At 64.8% G+C, this 22,467-nt stretch carries 23 protein-coding genes; 9 read left to right on the forward strand and 14 right to left on the reverse strand.

What is annotated here, in order from left to right:
* Positions 1-79: 79 nt before the first annotated feature.
* The 6 genes from C7G42_RS27230 to C7G42_RS27255 all read right to left on the reverse strand — a co-directional run bounded on the left by C7G42_RS27230 (position 80) and on the right by C7G42_RS27255 (position 5,986).
* Positions 80-880, reverse strand: coding sequence for an outer membrane protein (locus tag C7G42_RS27230; protein ID WP_245427975.1), 801 nt, complete (start codon positions 878-880; stop codon positions 80-82).
* Positions 881-1,055: 175 nt separating this feature from the next.
* On the reverse strand, positions 1,056-1,787 hold the full coding sequence (locus C7G42_RS27235) for an aspartate/glutamate racemase family protein (RefSeq protein ID WP_106951994.1): 732 nt from the start codon (positions 1,785-1,787) through the stop codon (positions 1,056-1,058).
* Between the two features lie 34 nt (positions 1,788-1,821).
* On the reverse strand, positions 1,822-2,700 hold the full coding sequence (locus C7G42_RS27240) for an ABC transporter permease (protein WP_106951995.1): 879 nt from the start codon (positions 2,698-2,700) through the stop codon (positions 1,822-1,824).
* A 3-nt stretch (positions 2,701-2,703) separates the two neighbouring features.
* Complete coding sequence (locus C7G42_RS27245; RefSeq protein WP_106951996.1) at positions 2,704-3,663, reverse strand: ABC transporter permease; 960 nt, start codon at positions 3,661-3,663, stop codon at positions 2,704-2,706.
* 4 nt (positions 3,664-3,667) lie between these two features.
* Entirely contained in the window at positions 3,668-4,981 is a 1,314-nt protein-coding gene (locus C7G42_RS27250) for an ABC transporter substrate-binding protein (RefSeq protein ID WP_106951997.1), read from the reverse strand.
* Between the two features lie 18 nt (positions 4,982-4,999).
* On the reverse strand, positions 5,000-5,986 hold the full coding sequence (locus tag C7G42_RS27255; protein WP_106951998.1) for an ABC transporter ATP-binding protein: 987 nt from the start codon (positions 5,984-5,986) through the stop codon (positions 5,000-5,002).
* 253 nt (positions 5,987-6,239) lie between these two features.
* Here C7G42_RS27255 and C7G42_RS27260 point away from each other — a divergent pair, with 253 nt between their 5' ends.
* A complete protein-coding gene (locus C7G42_RS27260; RefSeq protein WP_106951999.1) occupies positions 6,240-6,947 on the forward strand; it encodes a GntR family transcriptional regulator in 708 nt (235 codons plus the stop codon).
* Positions 6,948-7,373: 426 nt separating this feature from the next.
* Positions 7,374-9,119 carry a CYTH and CHAD domain-containing protein gene (locus tag C7G42_RS27265; RefSeq protein ID WP_106952000.1) on the forward strand — a complete coding sequence of 582 codons (1,746 nt, stop codon included), beginning with the start codon at positions 7,374-7,376 and terminating at the stop codon, positions 9,117-9,119.
* A 118-nt stretch (positions 9,120-9,237) separates the two neighbouring features.
* Here C7G42_RS27265 and C7G42_RS27270 read toward each other — a convergent pair whose 3' ends face one another.
* From C7G42_RS27270 to C7G42_RS27285, 4 genes are all read right to left on the reverse strand, one after another.
* Positions 9,238-9,861 carry a transglutaminase-like cysteine peptidase gene (locus C7G42_RS27270; protein WP_199581169.1) on the reverse strand — a complete coding sequence of 208 codons (624 nt, stop codon included), beginning with the start codon at positions 9,859-9,861 and terminating at the stop codon, positions 9,238-9,240.
* Between the two features lie 331 nt (positions 9,862-10,192).
* Positions 10,193-10,804, reverse strand: coding sequence for a PilZ domain-containing protein (locus C7G42_RS27275; protein WP_094895511.1), 612 nt, complete (start codon positions 10,802-10,804; stop codon positions 10,193-10,195).
* A 68-nt stretch (positions 10,805-10,872) separates the two neighbouring features.
* Positions 10,873-12,039 carry an MFS transporter gene (locus tag C7G42_RS27280; protein WP_106952002.1) on the reverse strand — a complete coding sequence of 389 codons (1,167 nt, stop codon included), beginning with the start codon at positions 12,037-12,039 and terminating at the stop codon, positions 10,873-10,875.
* Between the two features lie 51 nt (positions 12,040-12,090).
* The gene (locus C7G42_RS27285; RefSeq protein WP_283809865.1) at positions 12,091-13,338 is read right to left on the reverse strand and encodes an MFS transporter; all 1,248 of its coding nucleotides are present in this window, start codon (positions 13,336-13,338) and stop codon (positions 12,091-12,093) included.
* A gap of 284 nt (positions 13,339-13,622) precedes the next feature.
* Here C7G42_RS27285 and C7G42_RS27290 point away from each other — a divergent pair, with 284 nt between their 5' ends.
* The 4 genes from C7G42_RS27290 (at position 13,623) to C7G42_RS27305 (ending at position 16,447) form a co-directional block, all read left to right on the forward strand.
* Positions 13,623-14,774: a zinc-binding dehydrogenase gene (locus tag C7G42_RS27290; protein ID WP_106952004.1), complete on the forward strand. Its 1,152-nt coding sequence runs from the start codon at positions 13,623-13,625 to the stop codon at positions 14,772-14,774.
* 93 nt (positions 14,775-14,867) lie between these two features.
* The gene (locus C7G42_RS27295) at positions 14,868-15,302 is read left to right on the forward strand and encodes a VOC family protein (RefSeq protein WP_245427977.1); all 435 of its coding nucleotides are present in this window, start codon (positions 14,868-14,870) and stop codon (positions 15,300-15,302) included.
* Positions 15,303-15,404: 102 nt separating this feature from the next.
* Complete coding sequence (locus C7G42_RS27300; protein ID WP_106952005.1) at positions 15,405-15,917, forward strand: hypothetical protein; 513 nt, start codon at positions 15,405-15,407, stop codon at positions 15,915-15,917.
* Positions 15,918-16,021: 104 nt separating this feature from the next.
* Positions 16,022-16,447 (forward strand): GFA family protein, encoded by a 426-nt coding sequence (locus C7G42_RS27305; protein ID WP_106952006.1) that lies wholly within the window; start codon positions 16,022-16,024, stop codon positions 16,445-16,447.
* A gap of 23 nt (positions 16,448-16,470) precedes the next feature.
* Here C7G42_RS27305 and C7G42_RS27310 read toward each other — a convergent pair whose 3' ends face one another.
* A complete protein-coding gene (locus C7G42_RS27310; protein WP_106952007.1) occupies positions 16,471-16,824 on the reverse strand; it encodes a cupin domain-containing protein in 354 nt (117 codons plus the stop codon).
* 282 nt (positions 16,825-17,106) lie between these two features.
* Between C7G42_RS27310 and C7G42_RS27315 the strand changes: the two genes are divergently transcribed.
* On the forward strand, positions 17,107-19,098 hold the full coding sequence (locus C7G42_RS27315; RefSeq protein ID WP_106952008.1) for a DEAD/DEAH box helicase: 1,992 nt from the start codon (positions 17,107-17,109) through the stop codon (positions 19,096-19,098).
* A gap of 76 nt (positions 19,099-19,174) precedes the next feature.
* Here C7G42_RS27315 and C7G42_RS27320 read toward each other — a convergent pair whose 3' ends face one another.
* Together C7G42_RS27320 and C7G42_RS27325 are read right to left on the reverse strand one after the other, a co-directional pair.
* On the reverse strand, positions 19,175-19,480 hold the full coding sequence (locus C7G42_RS27320; protein WP_106952009.1) for a hypothetical protein: 306 nt from the start codon (positions 19,478-19,480) through the stop codon (positions 19,175-19,177).
* Between the two features lie 117 nt (positions 19,481-19,597).
* Positions 19,598-20,104, reverse strand: coding sequence for a GNAT family N-acetyltransferase (locus tag C7G42_RS27325; protein ID WP_106952010.1), 507 nt, complete (start codon positions 20,102-20,104; stop codon positions 19,598-19,600).
* 126 nt (positions 20,105-20,230) lie between these two features.
* Between C7G42_RS27325 and C7G42_RS27330 the strand changes: the two genes are divergently transcribed.
* Positions 20,231-20,617 carry a COG4315 family predicted lipoprotein gene (locus C7G42_RS27330; protein ID WP_106952011.1) on the forward strand — a complete coding sequence of 129 codons (387 nt, stop codon included), beginning with the start codon at positions 20,231-20,233 and terminating at the stop codon, positions 20,615-20,617.
* A gap of 10 nt (positions 20,618-20,627) precedes the next feature.
* Here the strand turns inward: C7G42_RS27330 and C7G42_RS27335 are convergent, their stop codons facing one another.
* Positions 20,628-21,182, reverse strand: a complete 555-nt coding sequence (locus C7G42_RS27335) for a PAS domain-containing protein (protein ID WP_106952012.1) — start codon at positions 21,180-21,182, stop codon at positions 20,628-20,630.
* Positions 21,183-21,636: 454 nt separating this feature from the next.
* Between C7G42_RS27335 and C7G42_RS27340 the strand changes: the two genes are divergently transcribed.
* Positions 21,637-22,458 (forward strand): rhomboid family intramembrane serine protease, encoded by an 822-nt coding sequence (locus C7G42_RS27340; RefSeq protein ID WP_106952013.1) that lies wholly within the window; start codon positions 21,637-21,639, stop codon positions 22,456-22,458.
* The last annotated feature ends 9 nt before the right edge of the window (positions 22,459-22,467 follow it).

The following is a 22,467-nucleotide window of genomic DNA, read 5'->3' on the forward strand; positions in this document are numbered from 1 at the left end:
ATGCAGCGGTACGCGGCCGGCCTCGTCCAGGCAGGCAATGCCGAGCTGATTCGACGGAGCGCGAGTCGGTGATTCCGCCTCAGAGCTTGTAGGCGATGCCGATCGTTGCCGTGTGGGTGCGAACCTTCACGTGCGCGGTGAAGCGGTCGTCGAACCCGAGTCCGGTCCCGCCGGCGGTGAAGAACGTCTGGGTCCAGGTCCCGAAATCGGCATAGCGGTAATCGGCGCGCACCAGCCAGTGCCCGGCGATCATTTGCTCGACGCCGCCGCCGATGGTCCATCCGACTCGCGTCGTTGCAGAGGTCTCGTTGTGAGAGGCGCCGAAGCAGAAGCTGTTTCCGGGAACGACGGTACAATTGGTATTCAGCTCGAGGCGCTGCCACGCCACGCCGCCCGTGCCGTAGACCAGTGTAGCGGGCGTCATGAGATAACCGAGACGGCCGCGAAGGCTGCCGTCCCAGGTCTCCTTCATTGTCCCGGTTGGGAGGCCGATTAAGGGCGCGCCGAAGAAGAGCCCGGTCGTCCCCGGCAGAGGATTTGTCGTCTTCTTGTTGTCGGCCCACCCGAAATCGGCCTCGACGCCCGCCACCCAGGATGTCGAGATCTGCGCGTTGTAGCCGAGATAACCACCGAACCTCGCCGCGACGCTGTCGATTGCGCCGCCGGTGCCAGCCGTCGGCACGAACGCGCCGGCGCCGAAGTTCGGGGAGACGTCACTGGTCTGCCAGTCGTTGGCCGCCCAGCGCGCGCCGAGCGACACGCCGGCGTAGAATCCCGACCATGACGCCGCAGCCGGCAGCGCCTTCACTGGCATGTCGGCCGCCAGCGCCGAACCCGCCAGAGCGGCCCATGCCAGCGTTCCGGCAACTGTCGAGATCAAGTATTTTGCTGCGTTCAGCCCCACCGCGCGCGCCCCGAATCTGCAAATCATTTCCGGCAAGCTTGCAGTTCATCGCATCGGCCGCAACAGCATGGGAACTCGGCGCCGCAAAAGGATCCCGATGTTGCCAGCAAGACACGCCGCTCCCGCATAGAGCAGCACCGTTGTGCAATGCTTACGGCTCAAAGCCCGACAACATTCCGGAATAAGTCTTCGACCGCGGCGCCGCATACGGCCCGAGTCGCGACGTCGTCAGCCCCAGCCGCACCAGTGATTCCGCCAGCGTCACGGCTGCGGCGACGCCGTCGATGACGGGCAGGCCGTGCTCCCTGGCGAGTTCGGCAGCGAGATCGGCCATGCCGGCGCAGCCGAGCACGATCGCCTCCGCACGGTCGTCGCGGATCGCGGCCGAAATCTCGGTGGAAATCTTTGCGAGCGCATCGGTATTGCGTTGCTCGAGCGCGAGCACCGGGACCTCTGCGGCGCGGACGCGGGCGCAGCGTTCGGCGAGGCCGTATTTCCGCAAATTGTGCTCGATCGGCACGATGGAGACACCTAGCGTCGTCACCACGGCGAAGCGCGCGGCGATCAGGCTCGCCATGTGGAAGCCGGCCTCGCCGATGCCGACCACCGGTGCCTTCGCGACGGCGCGCGCGGCATCCAGGCCGGTGTCGTCGAAGCAGGCAATGATGTGGGCATCCGCACCGTCGCGGTCGGCCTCGCGGATGCAGCCGAGCATGCCGGGGACGGCGAACGCCTCGTCATAAAATCCCTCGATCGAGACCGGGCCCATCGACGGCTGGCGCGCGTCGATCTCAGTGCCGGGCAACGCGACCGCGCGCGCCGCAGCGGCGATCTTCGCCGTCATCGACGCGGTGGTGTTGGGATTGACGACGTGCAGTCGCATCGCGATCAGACGAGCCCTTTGTCAGACAAGCACGTTAGACGAGTCCTTGGCCGGCATCCGAACCCTTTGCGGCCTGCCGCTTGTTGAGCACGTGGATGGTGCCGAGCGCAAGCGTGATCACGGTGAACGACACCGCCGAGATCACGGTGCCGAGCGCATAGATGTCGGGGTTCGTCACGGTGGTGGTGAGGCCCTGCAGATCCAGCGGCAACGTGTTCACCGCCCCGATCGCCTGGCTCGAGCGCGCCAACTCGTCCCAGGACAGCGTGAAGCCGAACAGGCCGATGCCGATCACCGAGGGCAGGATGATCGGCAGCACGACGTGACGGAACGTCTGCCACGGCGTCGCACCGAGATCGCGCGCGGCTTCCTCCAGTCTGGGGTCGAAGCGGTTGAAGATCGCGAACATGATGAGCAGGCCGAACGGCAGTGTCCAGGTCAGATGCGCACCCAGGCCGGACGTGAGCAGGCCCATCGAGGTCTCGAAATTCTCGTTCCAATGCGCCTTGATCAGATCGTCGATGATGCGGAATTCGAGCGAGATGCCGAGCGAGGTGATGATCGAAGGCACGATCAGGCTGGCGATCGCCGAATAGAACAGGATGCTCTGCGCCTTGAACTTGCGGCGGAAAGCCATGCCGGCGGCGACCGACAGCACGACGGTGACGATCATCACGATGATGCCGAGCAATAGCGAACGGCGGAAGGCGGCGCCGAGATCGACGATCCCGGTCCCCTTAAACAGCTTTGCGATCCAGAAGGTCGACACGCCGTTCATCGGGAAGGTGAGGCCGCCCTGCGGCCCCTGGAACGACAGCACGTAGATCGCGATCATGGGACCGTAGAGGAACAGCACATAGGCCGCGAAGAAGATCGCGAGCACGTAGAACGAGCGCGGGCGTCCTTCCTTCATGCTCTAGAGCTCCTTCTTGATGTCGACGATGCGCGACATCATGGTGATGATCAGGAAGGTGATGACGAGCAGGATGACGGCGTTGGCGGCGGCGGCCGGGAATTGCAGCGCGTTGACCCGCGTCTCGATGATCTTGCCGGCAGCGGCGATCTGCTGGCCGCCCATCACGCCGATGGTGATGAAGTCGCCCATCACGATGGTGATGACGAAGATCGAGCCGATCACGATGCCGGGCTTGGCCAGGGGAATGATGACGTTGACCAGCGTCTGGAAACCCGTCGCGCCGGCATCATAGGCGGCCTCAATCAGCGACTTGTCTATGCGGATCATCGAGTTGAAGATCGGCACCACCATGAAGAAAGTGAAGAGGTGCACCAGCGCCAGCACCACGGAGAATTCGGAGAACAAGAGCCATTCCAGCGGGTGGTTGATCAGGCCGGTCTTGACCAGGCCGGAATTGACGAGGCCGTTGCGGCCGAGCAGCGGGATCCAGGCGATCATGCGGATCACGTTGGAGGTCCAGAACGGGATCGTGCAGAGCAGCGACAATCCCATCTGCCAGGTCTTCGACTTGACGTGGAAGGCGAGGAAATAGGCGACCCAGAAGCCAATGAACAGCGTGATCGCCCAGACCATGAAGCAGAGCTTCAGCGTCATCACATAGGTTCGCCCGATCGTGCAGAGCTCGGGGAGCTGGGCGATGCAGCCTTCGAACGTGTCGGTGTAGCCGCGGCCGGAGAAGGCCGGCAGCAACTGGTATTCGTTGTAGTCCCAGAACGAGACGATGACGACGAAGACGAGAGGGATCAGGAAGAAGGCGAGAAACACCAGCATCATCGGCCCGGCCTGGAGCCAGGAGATGAAGGAGGGCGACAGGCGCGTCGGCTTTGCGGCGCGCGCTGTGCCCGACCCGGGGATCAATCCCGGGGATGCCTGTTGCAGGATGTCTTCCGAGGTGTCCATCACATTACGCTGCGATGAACTCGTTCCACTTGCGGACCATGTAGTCGTTCTCGTCCATCACCGCATTCCAGCAGGCGACGCCGCCCATGCGGTCCTCGTAGGAACCGCCGTCACGCACGGCGCCGGCCTTCTCCAGCAGCGAGCCGTCGGGCGCCTTGATGTCCTTCTCGGCCGGCTTGCCTTCCATCCAATAGGCCCACTCGTAGGGCTCCATATGCGCCTTCGCGGTAGAGAGCACCGCGGAGTAGTAGCCCTGGCGGTTGAGGTAGGCGCCGGCATAGCCGGACAGGAACCAGTTGACGAACTCGTAGGCCCATTCGAGCTTCGCGCCCGAGACGCCCTTGGAGACGCAGAAGCCCGAGGCCCAGGAGCGATAGCCTTCCTTGAGCGGCTGGAAGGTGCAGGGAATACCCATCGAACGCACCTTGGTCACCGCCGGCGACCACATCGACTGGATGACTGTTTCACCTGATGCCATCAGGTTGACGCTCTCGTTGAAGTCCTTCCAGAACGCGCGGAATTGGCCGGCCTTCTTGGCTTCGGTCATCACCTTCATGGTGAGATCGATCTCTTCCTTGGTCATGTTGCCCTTGTCGGCATATTTGTACTTGCCGGTGGCCTCCACGACCATCGCGGCATCCATGATGCCGATCGAGGGGATGTTGAGAATCGAAGCCTTGCCCTTGAACTCGGGATTGAGCAGTTCGGACCACGAGCCGATCGGCCGCTTGATCAGGTCGGGACGGATGCCGAGCGTGTCGGCGTTGTACACGGTCGGGATCAGCGTGACGAATTCGGTCGCCGACGTCGCGAACTTCTTGGAGTCCTTGCCCTCGAGATAGAGCACCTTCCAGGGTGCGGTGCCCTGGCCGCCGATCTTCTTGCCGCCGGGGGTCTCGCCCTTGGTGAAGACGGGCGTGATGTTGTCGAATTCCTTGATCTTCCTGGCGTCGAGCGCAAGGATGTTGCCCGACGGCACGATCTTCTTGAGCGAGAAATATTCGGTGTCCAGCACGTCGAAGGAGTTCGGCTGGGTCATCACGCGCTTGGTGACGTCGTCGGTGGTCGCGGTAATGTATTCGATTTTGATGCCAGTGTCCTTCAGGCACTGCTTGGAGATGTCGTCGCCCTCGTTCACGGCGGTGCCGAGATAGCGCAGCACCTTCGCGTCGGCCGACTTCACATAGGGAAAACCGGTGATGGCGCCGGAGCCGGCGGCAAGGCCGGCGAGGCCCGCGGTGCCCTTGAGCAGCGTACGGCGGCTGACGCCCTTCGTCCTTTTGGTCTCGCTCACGTCAGTCACTCCTCTGTTGCGCATTCCAGTGATCGATCGGCGCTATTGCAGGCGTTGCGCCTTGGCGGGATCCCAGGTGGCCAGCACGCGATCGCCCGGACGGAACGGGTGGACGTCGAAGGTGGCTTCGGGAACGTGGGAGAACAGGGCGGTGCCGTCGTCGAGCGTGAGCGAGACGGCGATGTAGGAGCCCTGGTACTCGGTCTGGGTCAGCAGCGCCGGCGCGCCGAACGCGCCGTCAGTGAACGGCGCGATGCCGAGCTGATCGGCGCGCACGGCGATGAGTTTGCCTGCGTCGCTGAGGACGTTGTGGCCGCCGATGAAGCGCGCCACGAATTCGGTGCGGGGACGGTGAAAGATGTCGCGGGCCGTGCCCTGCTGCTCGATCTTGCCGTGGTTCATCACCACGATATGGTCGGCCAGCGCCATCGCCTCTTCCTGGCCGTGGGTGACCTGGATGAAGCTGATGCCGAGCTCGCGCTGCAGCCGCTTCAGCTCGCCGCGCATCTTGATCCGCAGGAACGGATCGAGCGCGGAGAGCGGTTCGTCGAGCAGCAGGATCTGCGGCTCGGTTATCAGCGCGCGGGCGAGCGCGACGCGCTGCTGCTGGCCGCCGGAGAGCTGCGCCGGCAGCCGGGCCGCGTAGGGCGTCATCGCCACCAGCTCCAGCAATTCGCCGGCGCGCTTGTGGCGCGTCGGCTTGTCGATGCCGCGCATCTTGAGGGCAAAGGCGACGTTGTCGATCACGCTCAGATGCGGAAACAGTGCATAGGACTGGAACATCATCGCGGTGCCGCGCTCGGCCGGCGGCAGATCCGTGACATTCTGCGCCCCGAGGATGATGTCGCCCTCGCTGACCGCTTCGTGGCCCGCGATCATCCGCAGCGTCGAGGTCTTGCCGCAGCCGGACGGACCGAGCAGGCAGCAATAGGTTCCGGCCGGGATCTTCAGATTGACGGTGTCGACCGCCAGCGTGGTGTCATAGCGCTTGGTGACGGCGACCAGTTCGAGAGCGGCGGGTGTGGCCATGGCGTGTCCGAGGAGGGCGGTGCTGCCGCTCTCTCCGCAAGGTCCGTGCCAACCGCCTTCGGTCCGCCGATTTCTCAAAACTGTGTAGCGGAGTCAGATCGTTAGATCGAATCCGGCGCATCCCGGCCGCCGAACCTGGGCGCTGGCGCCTGCACACAAAGTGGGCGACGATTGTATAAAGTTTCGCCTGTGATTGGATACAGCTGCTCGACTAGCATCGGGGACGAACGTCGTCGATCGAGCCCCTTGAACCATGGCCGCCAAGCCCCGCCCCAAATCCGACGCGCCAAACGCCAGCGATCGCGTCAGCCGCATCCGGGAGGGCGTGACCGCCGCGATCCTCGAGCACCGCCTGCTGCCGGGCACCAAGCTCGGCGAGGACGAGATCGGCGAGATCTACGGCGCGAGCCGCACGCTGGTCCGCACGGCGCTCCAGCAGCTCGCGCATGAGGGCATCGTCAATATCGAGAAGAACCGCGGCGCCTTCGTCGCGCGTCCCACGCCCGCCGATGCCCGCGAAGTGTTCGAGGCGCGGCGCCTGATTGAGCCGACCATCTTGGATCACGCCATCGAAGCGATGTCGCCGGCCTGGCTCGATCGTCTCCAGCAACACCTCAGTGAGGAGCGCGAGGCGGAGCTGCGCAGCGACGCGCGCGCCTCGGTTCGGTTGTCCGGTGAGTTTCACAAGCTCGTCGCCGAGATGAGCGGCCACAGCATCTATCTCGGCTTCCTGAAGGAGCTGATCGCGCGCTCCTCGCTCATCATCCTGCTGTACCGCCGCCACGACACGCCGGCCTGCGGCACCGATCATCACGCCGGCATCGTCGCCGCGATCCGCAAGCGCGACAAGCAGGCCGCGCGCCGCGAGATGCTGTCGCATCTGACCGAGATCGAGGCCGAGCTGTTCCTGAAGGATCCCGCCGCCGACGAGCTGCGGCTCGCGGACGTCCTGGGCGCGTGAGCGCGTGAGCGCGCGCAGCACCAGGTATCGATCATCCAGGCTGGATGGGTTCTATTTCCGCTCGTCGGGAACCGGTGTCGTGCAATGCAGGGCAGTTGCGATGGCAGGGACGGCAGACGGCGGCGCAAGGCTTGTCACAATCGCGGGTCTGTCGTCGGACGCGTGGCTTCTAAGCGTCTCCAGAACCAGAAAGAATTTCTCGGCCAGCATGAGTCAAGCTCGCGAACGCGTTCATCTCGGTTTCGAGAAGGGCGAGATTCGCCATCAATTCGAACGCTCGCGAATCCCTGCAAGTAATGTAGTTCGCAACCTTGCTGCGAATTATGACAGTCGATGATCACGCGGCGCGACGTCACGTGACTATTCCTTGCGGGCCTGACCGGCTATATGCTGCCGCTCTGTCATTGATCTGTCATGTTGCCGCAAATGCTGAAATCAGACGCAACACCGGCACGCAAAACTCCGAGCGCGCCGGACGGGAATGCTGTCCCGAAGGACAACAGGAGGACACAAGTCGCCACCGGCTTCCTCAGGCAGATTGAACCGGCCGAACCTGCGATCGTCGAGGGCGCCGTGAGTGATCAGACGCCGTCGCAAGATGCCCCGTCCGCGCCGGAGCCGTCGCAGTCGAGCGTTGCCGCGCACGCCGGCGAAATCGAGCTCAAGCTGCTGGTCGATGCCGATCGCATGGCGCATTTCAACGCCGCACCCGTCATCGCGGCCAATGCGCGCAACAAGGGCGTGCGAAAACATCTCAAATCCGTTTACTACGACACGCCCGAGCGGATGCTTCGGCGCAACGGCCTCAGCCTGCGCGTTCGCCAGAGCGGCGCGCGCTTCGTGCAGACCGTGAAGACCGAGGCGGCGGACGATCCGCTGCGCCGCGGCGAGTGGGAGGCGAGCGTGGCCTCGCTGGCGCCCGATCTCGCTCTGGCGATGCCTTTCATTCCGGAGAAGCTTCGCGGCCATCTCGAAGCGCGTCCGCTCGAAGCCGTGTTCACAGCCGACGTCCACCGCCATGCGCGGATGATCGATCTGCCGTCCGGCACTGTCGAGATCGCCTTCGATCGTGGCGTGCTGACGGCAAGTGATCGATCGCTGCCGGTGAGCGAGATCGAGCTGGAGCTCAAGAGCGGCAGCGCGAGCACGATCTACGAGGTTGCCTTGCGGCTGGCCGAGCACGGCGCGGTGAAGCCGTCCATCCGCAGCAAATCGGCGCGCGGCTTCGACCTTGCCGCTGGCACGCCGCCGGCGGCGCGACGCCCGCGAAAACTTCGCCTCGACCCGTCCGTGACGCTCGACGAGGCGTTCGCGACGATCCTGCGCTCTTGCTTCCTGCATCTGCTTCAGTCGCTGCCGGCGGCCGAGGACGGGCGCAATCCCGAAGGCGTGCATCAGCTGCGCGTCGCGCTGCGCCGCATCCGATCGGCGCTCGGCCTGATGCGCTCGGTCGGCGCGCTCAGCAATGTCGACTCACTGCGATCGGAGGCGCGCTGGCTGGCGCAGGACCTCTCCGCCGCACGCGATTGGGATGTGTTCCAGTTCGAGACCTTGCCGACGATCGCGCAGGCATGCCCTTCCGTCGCAGGTTTCGATGCGCTCGGCCGGGCTGCGGCCGAGCGCCAGTCCGACGCCTATCGCAAGGCGCATCACGCGCTCGACGATCGCCGCTGCACCATGTTCCTGATCGGTCTCGGCAACTGGATCGAGACACGGGGATGGCGCAACGACGTCGCCGCCGAAGATCTCGGCCGGCTCGCCGAGCCCGCCGTCAATTTCGCGCAGCGCATTCTTTCGGAGCAGTATGCCAAGGTGCGCAAGCGCGGCCGCCGCTTCAAGTCGCTCACGATGGAAGAACTGCACCGGGTGCGGCTCGCGACCAAGCGGCTGCGCTATCTCAGCGAGTTCCTGCTGCCGCTGTTTGCCGATCGCAAGTCCGCGAGGAAATTTGCCCGCAGGCTGGTCGGTTTGCAGGAGGAGCTCGGCGCCTTCAACGACATGGCCGTCACGGCTTCGCTGCTCGACGGGCTCAAGGCCGAGCCCGACGGCGCAATCGCGGCGGCCGCGATCGCCGGCTGGCAGGCGCGTGCATCGATCGGCGTCAGGCCGGCCTTGCAAGGCACCTGGCGCGATTTCACCGCCGCGCGCGTACCATGGTCGTCACCGAGCTGATCGAACAACCCCAAAAAAGTTGCGCCCAGCCATTGGGGGATGGCTGGGCGCGCGCGAACCGGTCTGGGACGGGGAGGGGTGGGGATGTGACCGGGTCGCGTAACTCCTTGTCTCGTTCTTAATCTCTGGCGCTGGCGGTCGAGACCGCCGGCTTGGTATCGCCCAGCGAGACCCAGACGTTGGGGTCGCTCTGCGACTGGCGCTTGACGAAGCGGTAGCCGGTCTCCGTCCAGGCAACGACGTTCTCGTTCTGATTGTCGAGAACGAACTCGCCCTTGTCGGTCTTCACGGTCAGCACCGCGTGTCCTTCGCCCTTCTTGTCGCGCACGACGGTGATGAGCAGGGCTTGGCGGGGCCATCCGGCATCGATCAGCATCTTGCGCTTCAACAACACGTAGTCTTCGCAGTCGCCGTAGCCGTCGGTCGGCAGCGACCATTTCTCGATCACGCCCCAGTGCTCCTGGTCGGTCAAAGGCTTGACGGTCTCGTTGACCCAGCGATTGACCTTGACGAGGTCGCGCCATGCGGCCTGCGACATCACGATGTCGCGCGGCTGCGCCGGCGCGCTCTGGCACTGAGCGGCATCGTCCGCGCAGAATTCGACCCAGCCGATCGGCGCACGCGTGGTGTCGCCGAGGCTCGCGTAGAGCAGACGGCTTTCGCCGGCCTGCGCTGCTGCGCTGATTCCGAAGAGCATGGCGGCCAGCGCCAGCCCTTTCCCCTGTCCCTTGAAATCAAACATTGCGGCCCCCGTTTCTTGTTGGGACCACATTTCGCACGGAGCTTTTGCGTTGCCGCTAAGTCAGCCAAGTCAAGTCGAGACGAATACAAGTAAAAGGCGCAGCGAATTCGATCTATACTTGAATCGAATTCTCATAAAATTTGAAACAACTGCAATTGATTCAAATTTTATCGATTAACGCGGAAACGTTGGCGAAACCGCCCTTTCCACGCGCAAACGGGCCGCGCGTTAACCGGCGCGAGGCTCGTCATCACGCATGAAAAAGGCGGCGTCCGCTTTGCGGAGGCCGCCTTCAGAGCTGGAAATGCAGGGGATTTGGCGTGCCAGCGCTTTACCGCGCGGTAACGCTCTCTTCGAGTGTCTCGATCGGCTGCGCGTGGACGAACTCCAGCGCGAAGCCGTCTTCGAGGTTTCGGACCACGCGGCCCTGGACCCGGCCGAGCAGAACCGTCGATTTCAGCGGCGGCCGGTTCTCCGCGGCAATGGCCGCGCCGGACAAGGAAAGGTCGATGATGCGGCAGGTCATCTTGGTGCCGTCCTCGAGCGTCAGCACCGCGATCGGGTTGCGCGGCACGATACGATCGTGGCGGCGGTCCTCCGGCAGGTTGAGGATGTCGCGGTTGGCAAGCCAGGTCAGTTGCGCGGCGAGCTTGTCGCGCTTCCTCGGCGTCGCCCCGACCGTCATGGCGAAGCCATTGTCGATGATCCGGGTGATCTTGCCCTCGACGCGGCCGATATGGTCGAGATAGGCGACGACGCGGTCGCCGACATTGCCGATGCCGGGGGCGAGCAGCGCGAGGCCGCCCGGCGACATGTTGATCACCTGGCAGGGAAATTCACGGCGGTCCGGCAGCATGTAGCGGCCAAGCAGGTGCACTTTCACCCGCTGGAAACGCCGACGCTCTTCGGCGGCCGGAAGAAATTTTTTGTTCGCCAACGCCATTTTCACAACCCGACCCCCCGCCTGGCGGAGTCCGGGACGACCCTAAGGTGCATAGGGTTAATGCCGCGTTAGGATCGGATGCGGCGGTAACGGCCAGACACGATGCGTTCGAAAAGCCACATCAGGGGTGGGCAGGCCAGCACCGCAAGTGCGCCGAGATCGAGCGCGACCGCCGCGGTCCCGACCGACTTGGCCAACCGGCCCGCAATGGCCGGTCCCAGCATCATGGCGGCGTAGAAAAGCGTGTAAAACACGCCCATACCGATCGCCCTGGTTTCGGGTACGAGCACACGGGCGGCCAGACTCATGATCGGACCGGCCGGAAGGCCGCCCATCAGCCCGATCAGCACGAGGATCGCGATCACGGCGTCTGACCGGGTCAGCCAGGCCAGCAGGGCGGCCACGACGAGGCCAGCGACGATCGCCATAACAAGTGGTTTGCCGCGATCGGCCAAAAAGCCGCCTGCCGGCACCGAGATCACCGACAGCCACATCACGAGGCTGATCGCCGAGCCTGCCGCGGCGATGCTCCAGCCGCGCTCGACCAGCAGGGATGGGCCGAACGAGAAGATCATGGCGAAACCGACATTATAGAGGCCCCAGATCAGGCCCGCGACGATCACCGCCAGCAGCGCGAGGGGATCAAGCCGGCTTGAGCCTTCGGCACTCGCCGCCGTTGTGGCCGGTGGCGGCTGGTAGAACAAAATTAGCAGAATGCCGATCGCGGTCAGCGCACCGGTCGACAGGAACACCGCGCCGGCGCCGTAGGCCGTGCCGATCGCCGGCAGCACCAAAAGCGAGATCGCAACGCCCGCGGGCCAGGAGTTGACGAAGATCGCCATCGCGGTGGCGATCTCCTTCCCCGCGAACCAGTCTGTGCCCATCTTGGTGAGTTGCACCGTCAGCAGCACGCCGCCGGCGCCGGAGATGAGCCGGCCCGCCATCTGCCAACCCCAGACATCGGTGGTGGCCATGGCGAGGCTGCCGGCGGTCATCAGCAGCAGCGCCACGATGGTGGTAGGCTTGTCGCCGAGCCTGCGGCCGATCGCGCCGCCCGGCAGCGCCAGTACGACGCCCGGTGTGAAATAGAGCCCGATCAGGATGCCGATATCGGAAAGGCCAACGCCAAAGCTCTGTTGTAGCAGCGGCGCGACCGCGGCCACGCTCTGGAACTGGAACGCGATGGTGAGGCGCACGACGAACAGGATCGCAAGAATGCCCCAGCGATTGCGCAACGCGTGATCTCCCCAAGCCCTGTGTAAGCGTGCGGTGGCGAGATACCGGAGTCAACCGGCCGTCTTCCTCGTCGCGCGTCCGTAAAGGAGACATAGTAGCGCCAGCAGCACTGCGGCCGACAGCCCCAGCGACCAGTGAATGCCGATCGCCGCACCTGCGACCCCGACGGTGATGCCGCTGAAGGCCCGCATTCCGAGCCCCGCCATGTTATAGAGACCGACGACGCGGCCGCGGATGTCGTGCGGCGCGTTCAACTGCACCAGCGCCTGCGCCATGGTGTTGAACGACAGCTCGAAGAAGCCGGCAAAGAACAGCAGCACGATCGCAACGGGATAGATCCGCACCGTGGCGAAGCCGAGCAGCGCCACGCTCCAGAGCATCGCAAGCCAAATCGCGGTGCGCGGCGTGCCCTTGAGGCGTCCCCAGGATTCCAGTGCGATGGCGGCGAGTACCGCGCCGGCCGCATCGGCCGCGAGCAGTACGCTGTAGGAGACGCCGGGATCGCCATGGCCGAGATCGCTGGCAAAGCCCGGCATCTGGGCATGGTAGGCGTTGCCGATCATGAAGGAGGTGAGACCGGCGAGCCAGGTCATCGCCGTCAGGATCGGCTGGGTGCCGATGGCGCGGATCGTCAGCACGATGTCGGCAAGGCCGCGCACCGCGAAGCGCCGCGCCGCCACGCTTTTGTCACGCACCGGTGCCCAGAACAGCCAGAGCAGCATCGGCAGGTAGAACAGCGTGTTGAAGATGATGCCGTGCGAGGTGCCGAGCGTCAGCATGATGATTCCGCCGACCGCAGGTCCGACCAGGATGCCGAGATAGCGCGCCATCGCATTCAGCCGCACCGCGCTCGGCAAATCGGCGGGGCCGACGAGATCATAGAGCAGCAACTGGTTCGGGGTTTGCCAAAGCACACCGGCGCAGCCATGGATGACCAGCAGCAGCATTGCGTGCCACATCTGGATCGTGTCGGTGAGGAAGAAGAAACCCCATCCGGCGGAGGCCAGAATGAACAGCAGCATGCCGCACTGGATGATGCGGCGCGGATCGACCCGGTCGGCAAGCCCGCCCACCGCGACCGAGAACAGCAGGAACGGCAGCCAGTGCGACAGCACCGCAAAGCCGCCCAGCGTCGGCGAATGGAATTTCTGGAACACCACCCAATAGCTGATCACATGCTCGATGTTGTCGGCCATCATCGCCAGCACGTAAGCGCCGAACTGGAGCCGGTACGGCCGCGACTTCATCGCTGCGAACGAGCCTGACGCAGCGGCGGGATTTTGGGTAAGGGGATTCAAGGGAGCATGACCTGGGGTGAGACTATCGGCGCTTACACGTTCGCCGGTCGGTGCTCAAGCCGTTCGGTCGGCGTGGGCATCTGCCATGCGCCGCTGCCACACGCTCCACCGCGGGGAAGACGGCGATGTTTGCGGCAAGCTTTGTAGCCCGGATGAGCGAAGCGATATCCGGGGCCACTGTCTCCCGCTACGAATTCCTCCATCTTGGCACGCGCGCGTATCTCACATACGCTTCGCCGCAGCCCGCACCACAATCATAACAGACGAGCATCGAGGAAACATTCATGGAATCCATTCGCGTCTGCACTCACGCCGGTCCCGGCTCGGAGCCCGCGATCAAAACCGTGCCGTGGCCGAAGGTCGGCAAGAAGGCCGCGCTGATCAAGGTGGGCGCCTGCGGCGTCTGCGGCACCGATCTGCACATCCTGAAGGGTCATTGGCCGAAGCCACTGCCCTGGCCGTTCACGCTCGGCCACGAGATCGGCGGCGTCATCGTCGAGTGCGGCGAGGAGTTTACCGAGGACTTCATGAGCAAGCCGCTCAAGGTCGGCTCGAAAGTGATGATCCCACCGCTGATGCCGTGCGGCCGCTGCTATTACTGCATCCATTATCCGCAGACCGCCAACAAGTGCCTGACGCCGGTTTATTACGGCCGCTATCTCGGCTTCGACAAGGCGCCGCACATGTGGGGCGGCTGGGCCGAGTATGTCTATGTCGATCTCGAGATGCTGCCGGGCACCAAGATCTACAAATTGCCGGACGACATGTCGCTGCGGCTGGGCGCATTGTCCGAGCCGCTGACCTCCTGCATCCGCGCCTTCAACCGCGCCACCCGCGCCGGCGGCTTCACCTGGGGCGATACGGTGGTGATCCAGGGCTCGGGTCCGATCGGCATTCTGGCGGTCGCGGCGGCAAAGGAAATGGGGGCAGGGCGCGTGATCTGCGTCGGTGCCCCCGAGGAGCCGCGGCTCAAGCTCGCGCGCGAGTTCGGCGCGGAGGCGACGGTCAACATCGAGGAGATCAAATCGCCCGAGGAGCGCATCGCGCGCGTCCGCGAGATCGTAGGCGGCTTCGGCGCGGATCTCGTGATGGATTGTTCGGGTCACCCCACCGCCGGCCCCGAAGGCATCGAGATGCTGCGTGACGGCGGCACCTATGTCGAGATGGGCCAGTTCACCGACGCCGGCTCGATCGAGACGTCCTGGCACCGCATCTGCACCAAGGATCTCAACGTGCTGGGCTCCTGGGGCTTCACCGGCAACGACCTGCCGCTGGGCGTCGACATGCTCTACCGCACGGCGGACAAATATCCCTGGCTGAAGATGCAGACGATCTATCCGTTCACGGAGGAAGGCGTCGCGCAGGCGGTGAGGGACGCCATGGCGATGAAGACGGTGAAGTCGACCATCGTGCCGTGGCCGGAGCTAGTGGAATGATATCTTGTCGCCCGGATGGAGCGCAGCGCAATCCGGGGAGGCCGGCCCCGCATTCCGCTGTGCTCCATGCGGGCTACGTGACGGAAGTTCGGAATGAAGGACACGATGACCAACGAACAGACACCCGAACCAACCCGTCCTTCCCCCTTCAACGCCATCCGCGCGATCGACTACACCGTCGTCTTTGTGCGCGACATGGTGGCGATGCGCCGCTTCTATGAGGATGTGCTAGCCTTCCCGTTGTTGCGCGAACTGTCGCCGAACTGGATCGAGTATGGCCTCGGCAGCAACACGCTGGCCCTGGCGCGGCCGGGCCGCACCGCTGCCGATGCGCCGACGCCGCCTGGCAGCGCGTCGCTGCAGCTGGCCTTCAAGGTCGCCGCGGCCGAGGTCGATGCATGTGCCGACGAGCTCGTCCGACAGGGCGTTGCACTGCTGTCGCCGCCGACCAACCAATCGTTCGGCCACCGCACGCTGTTCTTCCGCGACCCTGACGGCAATCTGCTGGAGGTCTATGCCGAGATCTGAGAAAGCCGGTCCGCAAAAAGTTCCCTGCGGCCGCCTCGAACTATCGACGCGGAGGTGAAACTTAGGCCCAGGTTCCGGCTTTCACTCTACGGGAGTGATGCCGTGAAGCGAATCCTGAAACCGATCACCTATATCCTGGCTGCGATCTACTTCCTGGTGGACGCAGTCTTTATGGCCGTGGCGGCACCGGTTGCCCGCTGGATCGGGCGGTATGTCCAATTCAAGCGTTTGAGCGCCTGGATCAAATCACTTTCGCCATATGCTTCGCTCGCATTGTTCTTGGTGCCCGTGATCATTCTGGAGCCGGTCAAGCCGGTCGCTGCGTACCTCACCGCAACCGGTCAGGTGCTGAGCGGAGCTGTAGTCTTGATCGTGGGCGAGCTGCTCAAGCTGGTGCTGGTCGAGCGTCTGTTCCATCTGACGCGCGACAAGCTGATGCGCATTCCCGCCTTCGCCTGGGTTTACGGAAAATACGCCGCGGCGAAGGCGTGGCTGCAGGAGACGGACGCTTGGCGCTTTGTCCGGTCCGTGGGCCGCGCGGTGAAGGACAGTGTTGCGCGGGCAAGAGCAAGGCTGGTCAACGGTTTCAGCAGGCTGGCGACCTCCCGGGATTGAAGAGGTCGCCCGAATTTTCTTACATCGCGCGCGATCCTCGCTAAGACAGTCCAGTGCGCCCGGACCGGGCGCGGATATAATCTGGATCGGGGACCACAGGGACCATGACGAGTGACGCGAACGTTCGAGCCGGCCAGTGCCATTGTGGTGCGGTGCGCTTCGAGGTGACACTCAGCGACGGCTTCAAGTCGATCCGCCGCTGCACCAGCTCCTATTGCCGAATGCGAGGCGCTGTCGTTGCCATGGCGGCCATGGGCGGGATCAGGTTCCTGCGGGGCGAGGAGGCGCTGACGACGTACCGCTTCCATACCGGATCGGCGCAGCACTTCTTCTGCTCCCGCTGCGGAATCTACACCCACCACCAGCGCCGGTCGGACCAATCCCTCTATGCCGTCAACGTCGCCTGCCTGGATGGGGTGAGCCCGTTCGATTTCGCCGAGGTGCCGGTCATGGACGGCGTCAATCACACCAACGACACCGGCAAGCCGACGCGTCAGGCAGGCACGCTTCGCTTCATCCCGGCCGACTAAAGCTGTTAGCCCGCGTGCATCTCCTATGCGAGCTTGCGCGCCGCGGCGGTGGCCTTGTCGCCCGTGTTCGGCGTGCCGGTCGGCTCGATGAGCAGGAGATGGACCTCTTCATGCGCCACGGGACGATGCTCGACGCCTTTGGGCACGACGTAGAGTTCGCCCGGACCGAGCCTGACCGTGCGGTCCCGCAATTCGATCTCCAGATTGCCTTTCAGGACCAGGAAGAAATCGTCGGTGTCGTCGTGCTTGTGCCAGGTGAACTCGCCTTTCACCTTCACCACCATCACGTCGCAATCGTTGAAGGTCGTGACCGTGCGCGGGGACCAATGGTCCTCGAAGGTTGCGAGCTTGTCGGCAAGCGATATCTTGTCGGCCATGTTTCCCCCATTGTCTCCTGTGAATAACGATTTGGTATCGGACGGCCGGTGCGGCAAGCCCGCATCCATTAACCGTTCAAGGTAGCCGAAATGATCCCCTGCAACCTCCAGGGCGCGGTTCTCTTGGCCAAGCCATGCATCATAGGCATGGTGATTTCCGGTCACTTGGCGTAAAGAGCGCGCAGATCAAATCAGCGTGCGGCCGGGCCGATTGCCCCGCACGCAGCTCAGGCCCCTCGGTTCACCGTTTGCGCGCCTGAATTAACCAAGGTTCTCCATCCCGTGTCTTTTCCGGCCCTGACCCCGCCGCTCGCCCGCGCTTTGGCTGAGCGGAATTACGATTCACCGACCCCCGTTCAGCTCGCCGTGCTCGCGGACGAAGCTGCCGGCCGCGACCTCCTGGTTTCGGCCCAGACCGGCTCCGGCAAGACCCTCGCTTATGGCCTCGCCATGGCCAGTGACCTGCTCGGCGATGCCGAGCGCTTCGAGCGGGCGGCCGCGCCGCTCGCCTTGATCGTGGCGCCGACCCGCGAGCTCGCGATGCAGGTCCAGCGCGAGCTCTCCTGGATCTACCAGCATGCGGAGGCGCGGGTCGTCTCCTGCGTCGGCGGCATGGATCCGCGCCGCGAGCAGCGCGAGCTTGCGGCTGGCGCCCACATCGTTGTCGGTACGCCCGGCCGGTTGTGCGATCATCTGCGGCGTAATCGCCTCGACATCTCGGAATTGAAGGTCGTCGTGCTCGACGAGGCCGACGAGATGCTCAATCTCGGTTTCCGCGAGGACATGGAATTCATCCTCAAGACCACCCCGGAGACGCGCCGCACCCTGCTGTTCTCGGCGACGTTCCCGCGCGGCATCGTCGCGCTCGCCAAGCAATATCAGCAGCAGGCGTTTCGGATCGAAGTCGCCGGCGACGAAGGCGGTCACGCCGATATCGAGTACCGCGCCATCCGGATCGCGCCCGCCGATGCCGAGCATGCGGTCGTCAACGTGCTGCGTTTCTACGAGGCGCCGAGCGCGCTGGTGTTCTGCAGCACGCGCGATCACGTCAGGCATTTGCAGGCGGCACTGCTGGAGCGCGGTTTCTCCGTGGTCGCTCTGTCGGGCGAATTGACGCAGAACGAGCGAACCATGGCGCTGCAGTCGCTGCGCGACGGACGCGCCCGCGTCTGCGTCGCGACCGACGTTGCCGCCCGCGGCATCGACCTGCCGAGCCTGGATCTCGTCATTCACGCCGACCTGCCCAACGACGCCGAAGTGATGCAGCACCGTTCGGGCCGCACCGGGCGCGCCGGACGCAAGGGGACGAGCGTCCTGCTGGTGCCGCCCGCCCGGCGGCGTCGCGCGGAGCTGCTGCTCAATCTCGCAGGGGTCGACGCCGACTGGGGCACGGCGCCGCAGGCGGACGAAATCCGCAAGCTCGACCATGATCGCATGAAAGACGTGCTGTTCACCGAGGAGGCCACGCCGGACGATCTGGTGCTGGCCCAGGCGCTGCTGGCCGAGCGGTCGGCCGAGGACATCGCCGCGGCGCTGGCGCGGCTCTATCGCGCGCGGCTGCCGTCGCCCGAAGACATCCTCGATCCCGGCGAGCGAACCGGCCGGCCGCGTGACGACCGCGGTCGCGACAATGTTCGCACGCCGCGCGACGATCGCACGCCGCGCGACGATGGCCGCAGCTCACGCGGCGACGATCGCCCAGCGGGGCCGCGATCGAAACCAGGCAAATCCTCAGCCCGGCACGGCATGGGAGAGTCCACCGTCTGGTTCCGCGCCAACATCGGACGACGCAAGAATGCGGAAGCGCGCTGGCTGCTGCCGATGATTTGCCGTCGTGGCGGCATCGACAAGGGCGATATCGGCGCCATCAAGATCATGGACACCACGACCGAGTTCGAAATTTCCGAGCGGGTCGCGGAATCCTTCGCCGCCAAGATCAAGCGTCCGGACAAGGAAGACAATATCCGCCTCGAGCCGATGGCGGGCGCGCCGCAGCAACAGGCGCCTGCGGAAGAGCGGTCCCATGCGCCCCGGCGCGAGAGCCGCGACAGCGATCATCGCGAACGTCGCGACGAACGTCCGCGCGACAAGAGCGAGTTCAAGCCGCGCAGCAAGCCTCACAGCGAGCGCGGGCCGAAATTCGACGAGCCTCCGTCTTCTTTCGGCAAGAAGAAGCACAAGCACAAGCCGGGTCACGCGGAGCCGTCGGTCATGCCGTGGCCCGCGAAGGGCGCGCCTGGAAAGAAGCCAAAGAAGAAAAAGAATCGCGGCTGAACCGGCGCCGTTCAGCGCAGGCGACAATGATGCCGCCGGGTTGAACCGGCGGCATCATCTGAAAAGTCGGGTGGGCTCAGCGGCCGCCGCCGCCGCCACCACCGCCTCCGCCACCACCACCACCGCCGCCACCGCCATCACGCATCGACGAGCTGTAACGGGGATCGGTCTGCTTCATGTAGATCGGCGATGTGTCGTGATGGGTGACGGTCGGGCGGTATCGGCCCGGCGCGTTCGGCGTCTCGACCACGATGCCGCAGCCTTCGAAGAAGGCGGTGTCGCAGCCATAGGTGCGGTATTGCGCCGCGTTGGCGCTGGTCGCGGTGAACGCGGCCGTCGCAACGCACGCGACGAAAGCAAGTTTCGACAATGTGAGTTTCATGGATCGTCTCCAGCCTCGGTTCGGCGAGACCGGAAGGGCTCGCACACACCTTCGACGGGGGCTGATCCAACCCGGTTCGAGGCGGCGGTTCACGCCCGCGTGAGCCGGGAAGGGACGTTACGTCGCAGCGAGGTCGCGCAGCATGTAGGTCGCGCCCTCGCCATAGGAGGCAAGCTTTGCGAGCAGCGCCGCATCCGCGGTGACCGGCCGAAAGCCGAGACGCTGCCACAACGGCTGGGTGGCGTAAACCGAGACCAGCGCGAGCGTTGCGAGGCCTGACGCACGCGCGAGCTGCGCGATGTCAGCGATATAGGCACGCAGAACTCCGCCGCGAGATTCGGGCAACACAGCAAGGTCATGGACGTAGAGACAATCCGCGTCCTCGGGCAGGCGTTCGAGCAAGCCGTCGAGCGGCGGGATCCGGTGCTGCTTCCAGGGATGCGAAAGCCCATAGCCGGCGATCTCGTCGCCGGCGACGAGCACGCGGCATCCGTCGGGATAGAGCCGCATCTTCTCGGCGAGCACCTCCGGGCTTTCGGGAAGAGCGGGATGGATCCGCGCCGCGATCGCGCTGATCGCGGGCAGGTCGGATGCGTGCGCGGGACGCCAATTCGGCTTGCTCATGTCGATCCCAGTTTATTCCACCGCGTCGCCGCGCGCAGCGAAAAATATCTTTGCCGCGCTGTCAGGAATACCGGACCGCGCGCGGCGTCCTACCTCCTGCAAGCCAATTGCATGACAGGAGAACTCATGACGTCATCGATCCGCCTCGCGCTCGCGTTCGCACTCTCGCTCGCGATCGTTCCCGCCGCCTTCGCCGCGGAGCCGACCAAGACGGGCAAGACCGACAAGGGCAGCGTGCTCACCGACGCCAAGGGCATGACGCTCTACACCTTCGACAAGGACATGGACGGCAAATCCGCCTGCAACGGTCCGTGCGCGACGAACTGGCCGGTGCTGAAGGCCGAGGCGAGCGATGCCGCGGGCGACGGCTACACCGTCATCACCCGCGACGACGGCTCGAAGCAATGGGCCTACAAGGGCAAGCCGCTCTACACCTTCGCCAAGGACCAGAAGCCCGGCGACATCACCGGCGACGGTTTTCTGAACGGTGCATGGCATCTGGCGATGCCGTGAGAGCGGGCGGCTATCGCAGCCCCTCATACACCATCAGCCCGCGGGCGATCTGCAATTTCCGGATCGCGCGCGGCAGCAATTTCTCCGGCTGGTGCAGATAGCGCCAGGAGGTGAGGGTGAAGGTCGAGAGCGCGCCGCATTCGTCGTCGAACGGCGCGAGCACGCCCGTCACGCTCACCGGCGTGTGCGGGCGGGCGTTGAACGGCAGCAGCAGCAGCTCGAGATGGGCCTTGCTGCCGTCCTCGCGCGTGGCGGTGACGCCGGCGATCGCACCGAGCGCCTCGTCGGCGACGATGGTCGTGATCTCCTCGATCTCGCCGCGGCTCGCATCAACGAACAGCGCCGCAAAGCTCTGGTCCTTGAGGTCACATCCTGCCAGTGCGCAGACGCGCGTGCCCGCGACGCGGAACGGAAAGCCGAGATTGGGCTCGCAGGACAGCACGAAGATATCGCCGAGCAGGCCGCGGACCGCGGCCGGATCGATGTCGGCCCTGTCGGGCGCCCGTGCAGCGCCGCGCTTGTCGTCCCAATACGCGAAGAACGCGCGGCTCGACGGATGTTTCATGTCTGAACGCTTATCCCGGGGGGCAACCTCGAAGGGACAGAGCTGTCCCGCTTCAGTGCACCCGCGATCCCTTGTGTTGTTGTGCAGGAGGGGATTTGCAGCGTCCATGCCGGGAGGGCGTTTTCACCCCCGTTAAGGCGGTCTTTGTGTCGTTAACGTTAAGTTAACTATGCGCTTTGCGCCTCGCGCGCCGCTGCTATGGTGATCGCAGTCGCAAGCCTCGCCGCTTTCATCCAGGTTCTCGGCGGGGCCCGTACACAGGGCGTCAAACAGTTTGGTCACGGGCCGCGGGGAGGGGTGGGGATACACCTTCATTCCTCCGGCACCGGAAGGCCGACACGGACAGGCAGGGCCTCCCAGGGCCCTGCCTTTTCCTTTTGTGCACTTGCGCAAGGCCTGCAAAGGCGACTATCTGCAGACGGATCGCTCCGATCGCGCCTGAAAGCGAACTGCCTTGGATTCCCCGCACGATTCTCCGCCGCAGGATTCTCAGCCCGGCCTCCCGGCCGCCCATGAGGAGCCTCCGCGCGAGCCGATCCTGACGCTGCCGTTCGCGCTGACGGCCTATATCGTCCTGCTGGCGGTGATCCATCTGCGCGTGCTGCTGCCGCCGGAGCTCGAGAACTGGACCATCGACGTCTTCGGCTTCATCCCCAAGCGCTACGATTCCTCTCTGCTGAACTTGGAGATCCCCGGTGGGGCCGGTGCCAAGGTCTGGAGTTTCGTCACCTATTCGCTGCTGCACGCCAATCTGACCCATCTCGGCTTCAACGTGCTGTGGCTGCTGCCGTTCGGCAGCGCGCTGGCGCGGCGGTTCGGCGCGGTCAGGTTCTTCCTGTTTCTCGCGGTGACGGCGGCGGCCGGCGCGCTCGCCCATCTCGTCACCCATGAGCACGCCGTGGCGCCGATGATCGGCGCCTCGGCCTCGGTGTCGGGCGCGATGGCGGCCGCGATCCGCTTCGCCTTCGTCCGCGGCAGCTTCCTGTCGTTCAACCGGTCGGACGCCGATACCGCAGCAAGGGTTCCGGCGCTGCCGCTGTCGCGCGCGCTGCGCGACGGGCGGGTGGTCGGCTTCCTCGCCGTGTGGTTCGGCGTCAACATCATCTTCGGCGTCGGCGCCATCGGCGTCGATTCCGAAACCACGAGCGTGGCGTGGCAGGCGCATATCGGCGGGTTCTTCGCCGGCCTGCTGCTGTTCACGCTGTTCGATCCCGTACCGCGCATGCGAAACGATGCTGCGGATGCGTCATCACAGGACGTTTCAGACCGTATTTGAAGCCGCGCT

It is taken from the genome of Bradyrhizobium sp. MOS003, from assembly GCF_003020125.1.
Taxonomy (GTDB): Bacteria; Pseudomonadota; Alphaproteobacteria; order Rhizobiales; family Xanthobacteraceae; genus Bradyrhizobium.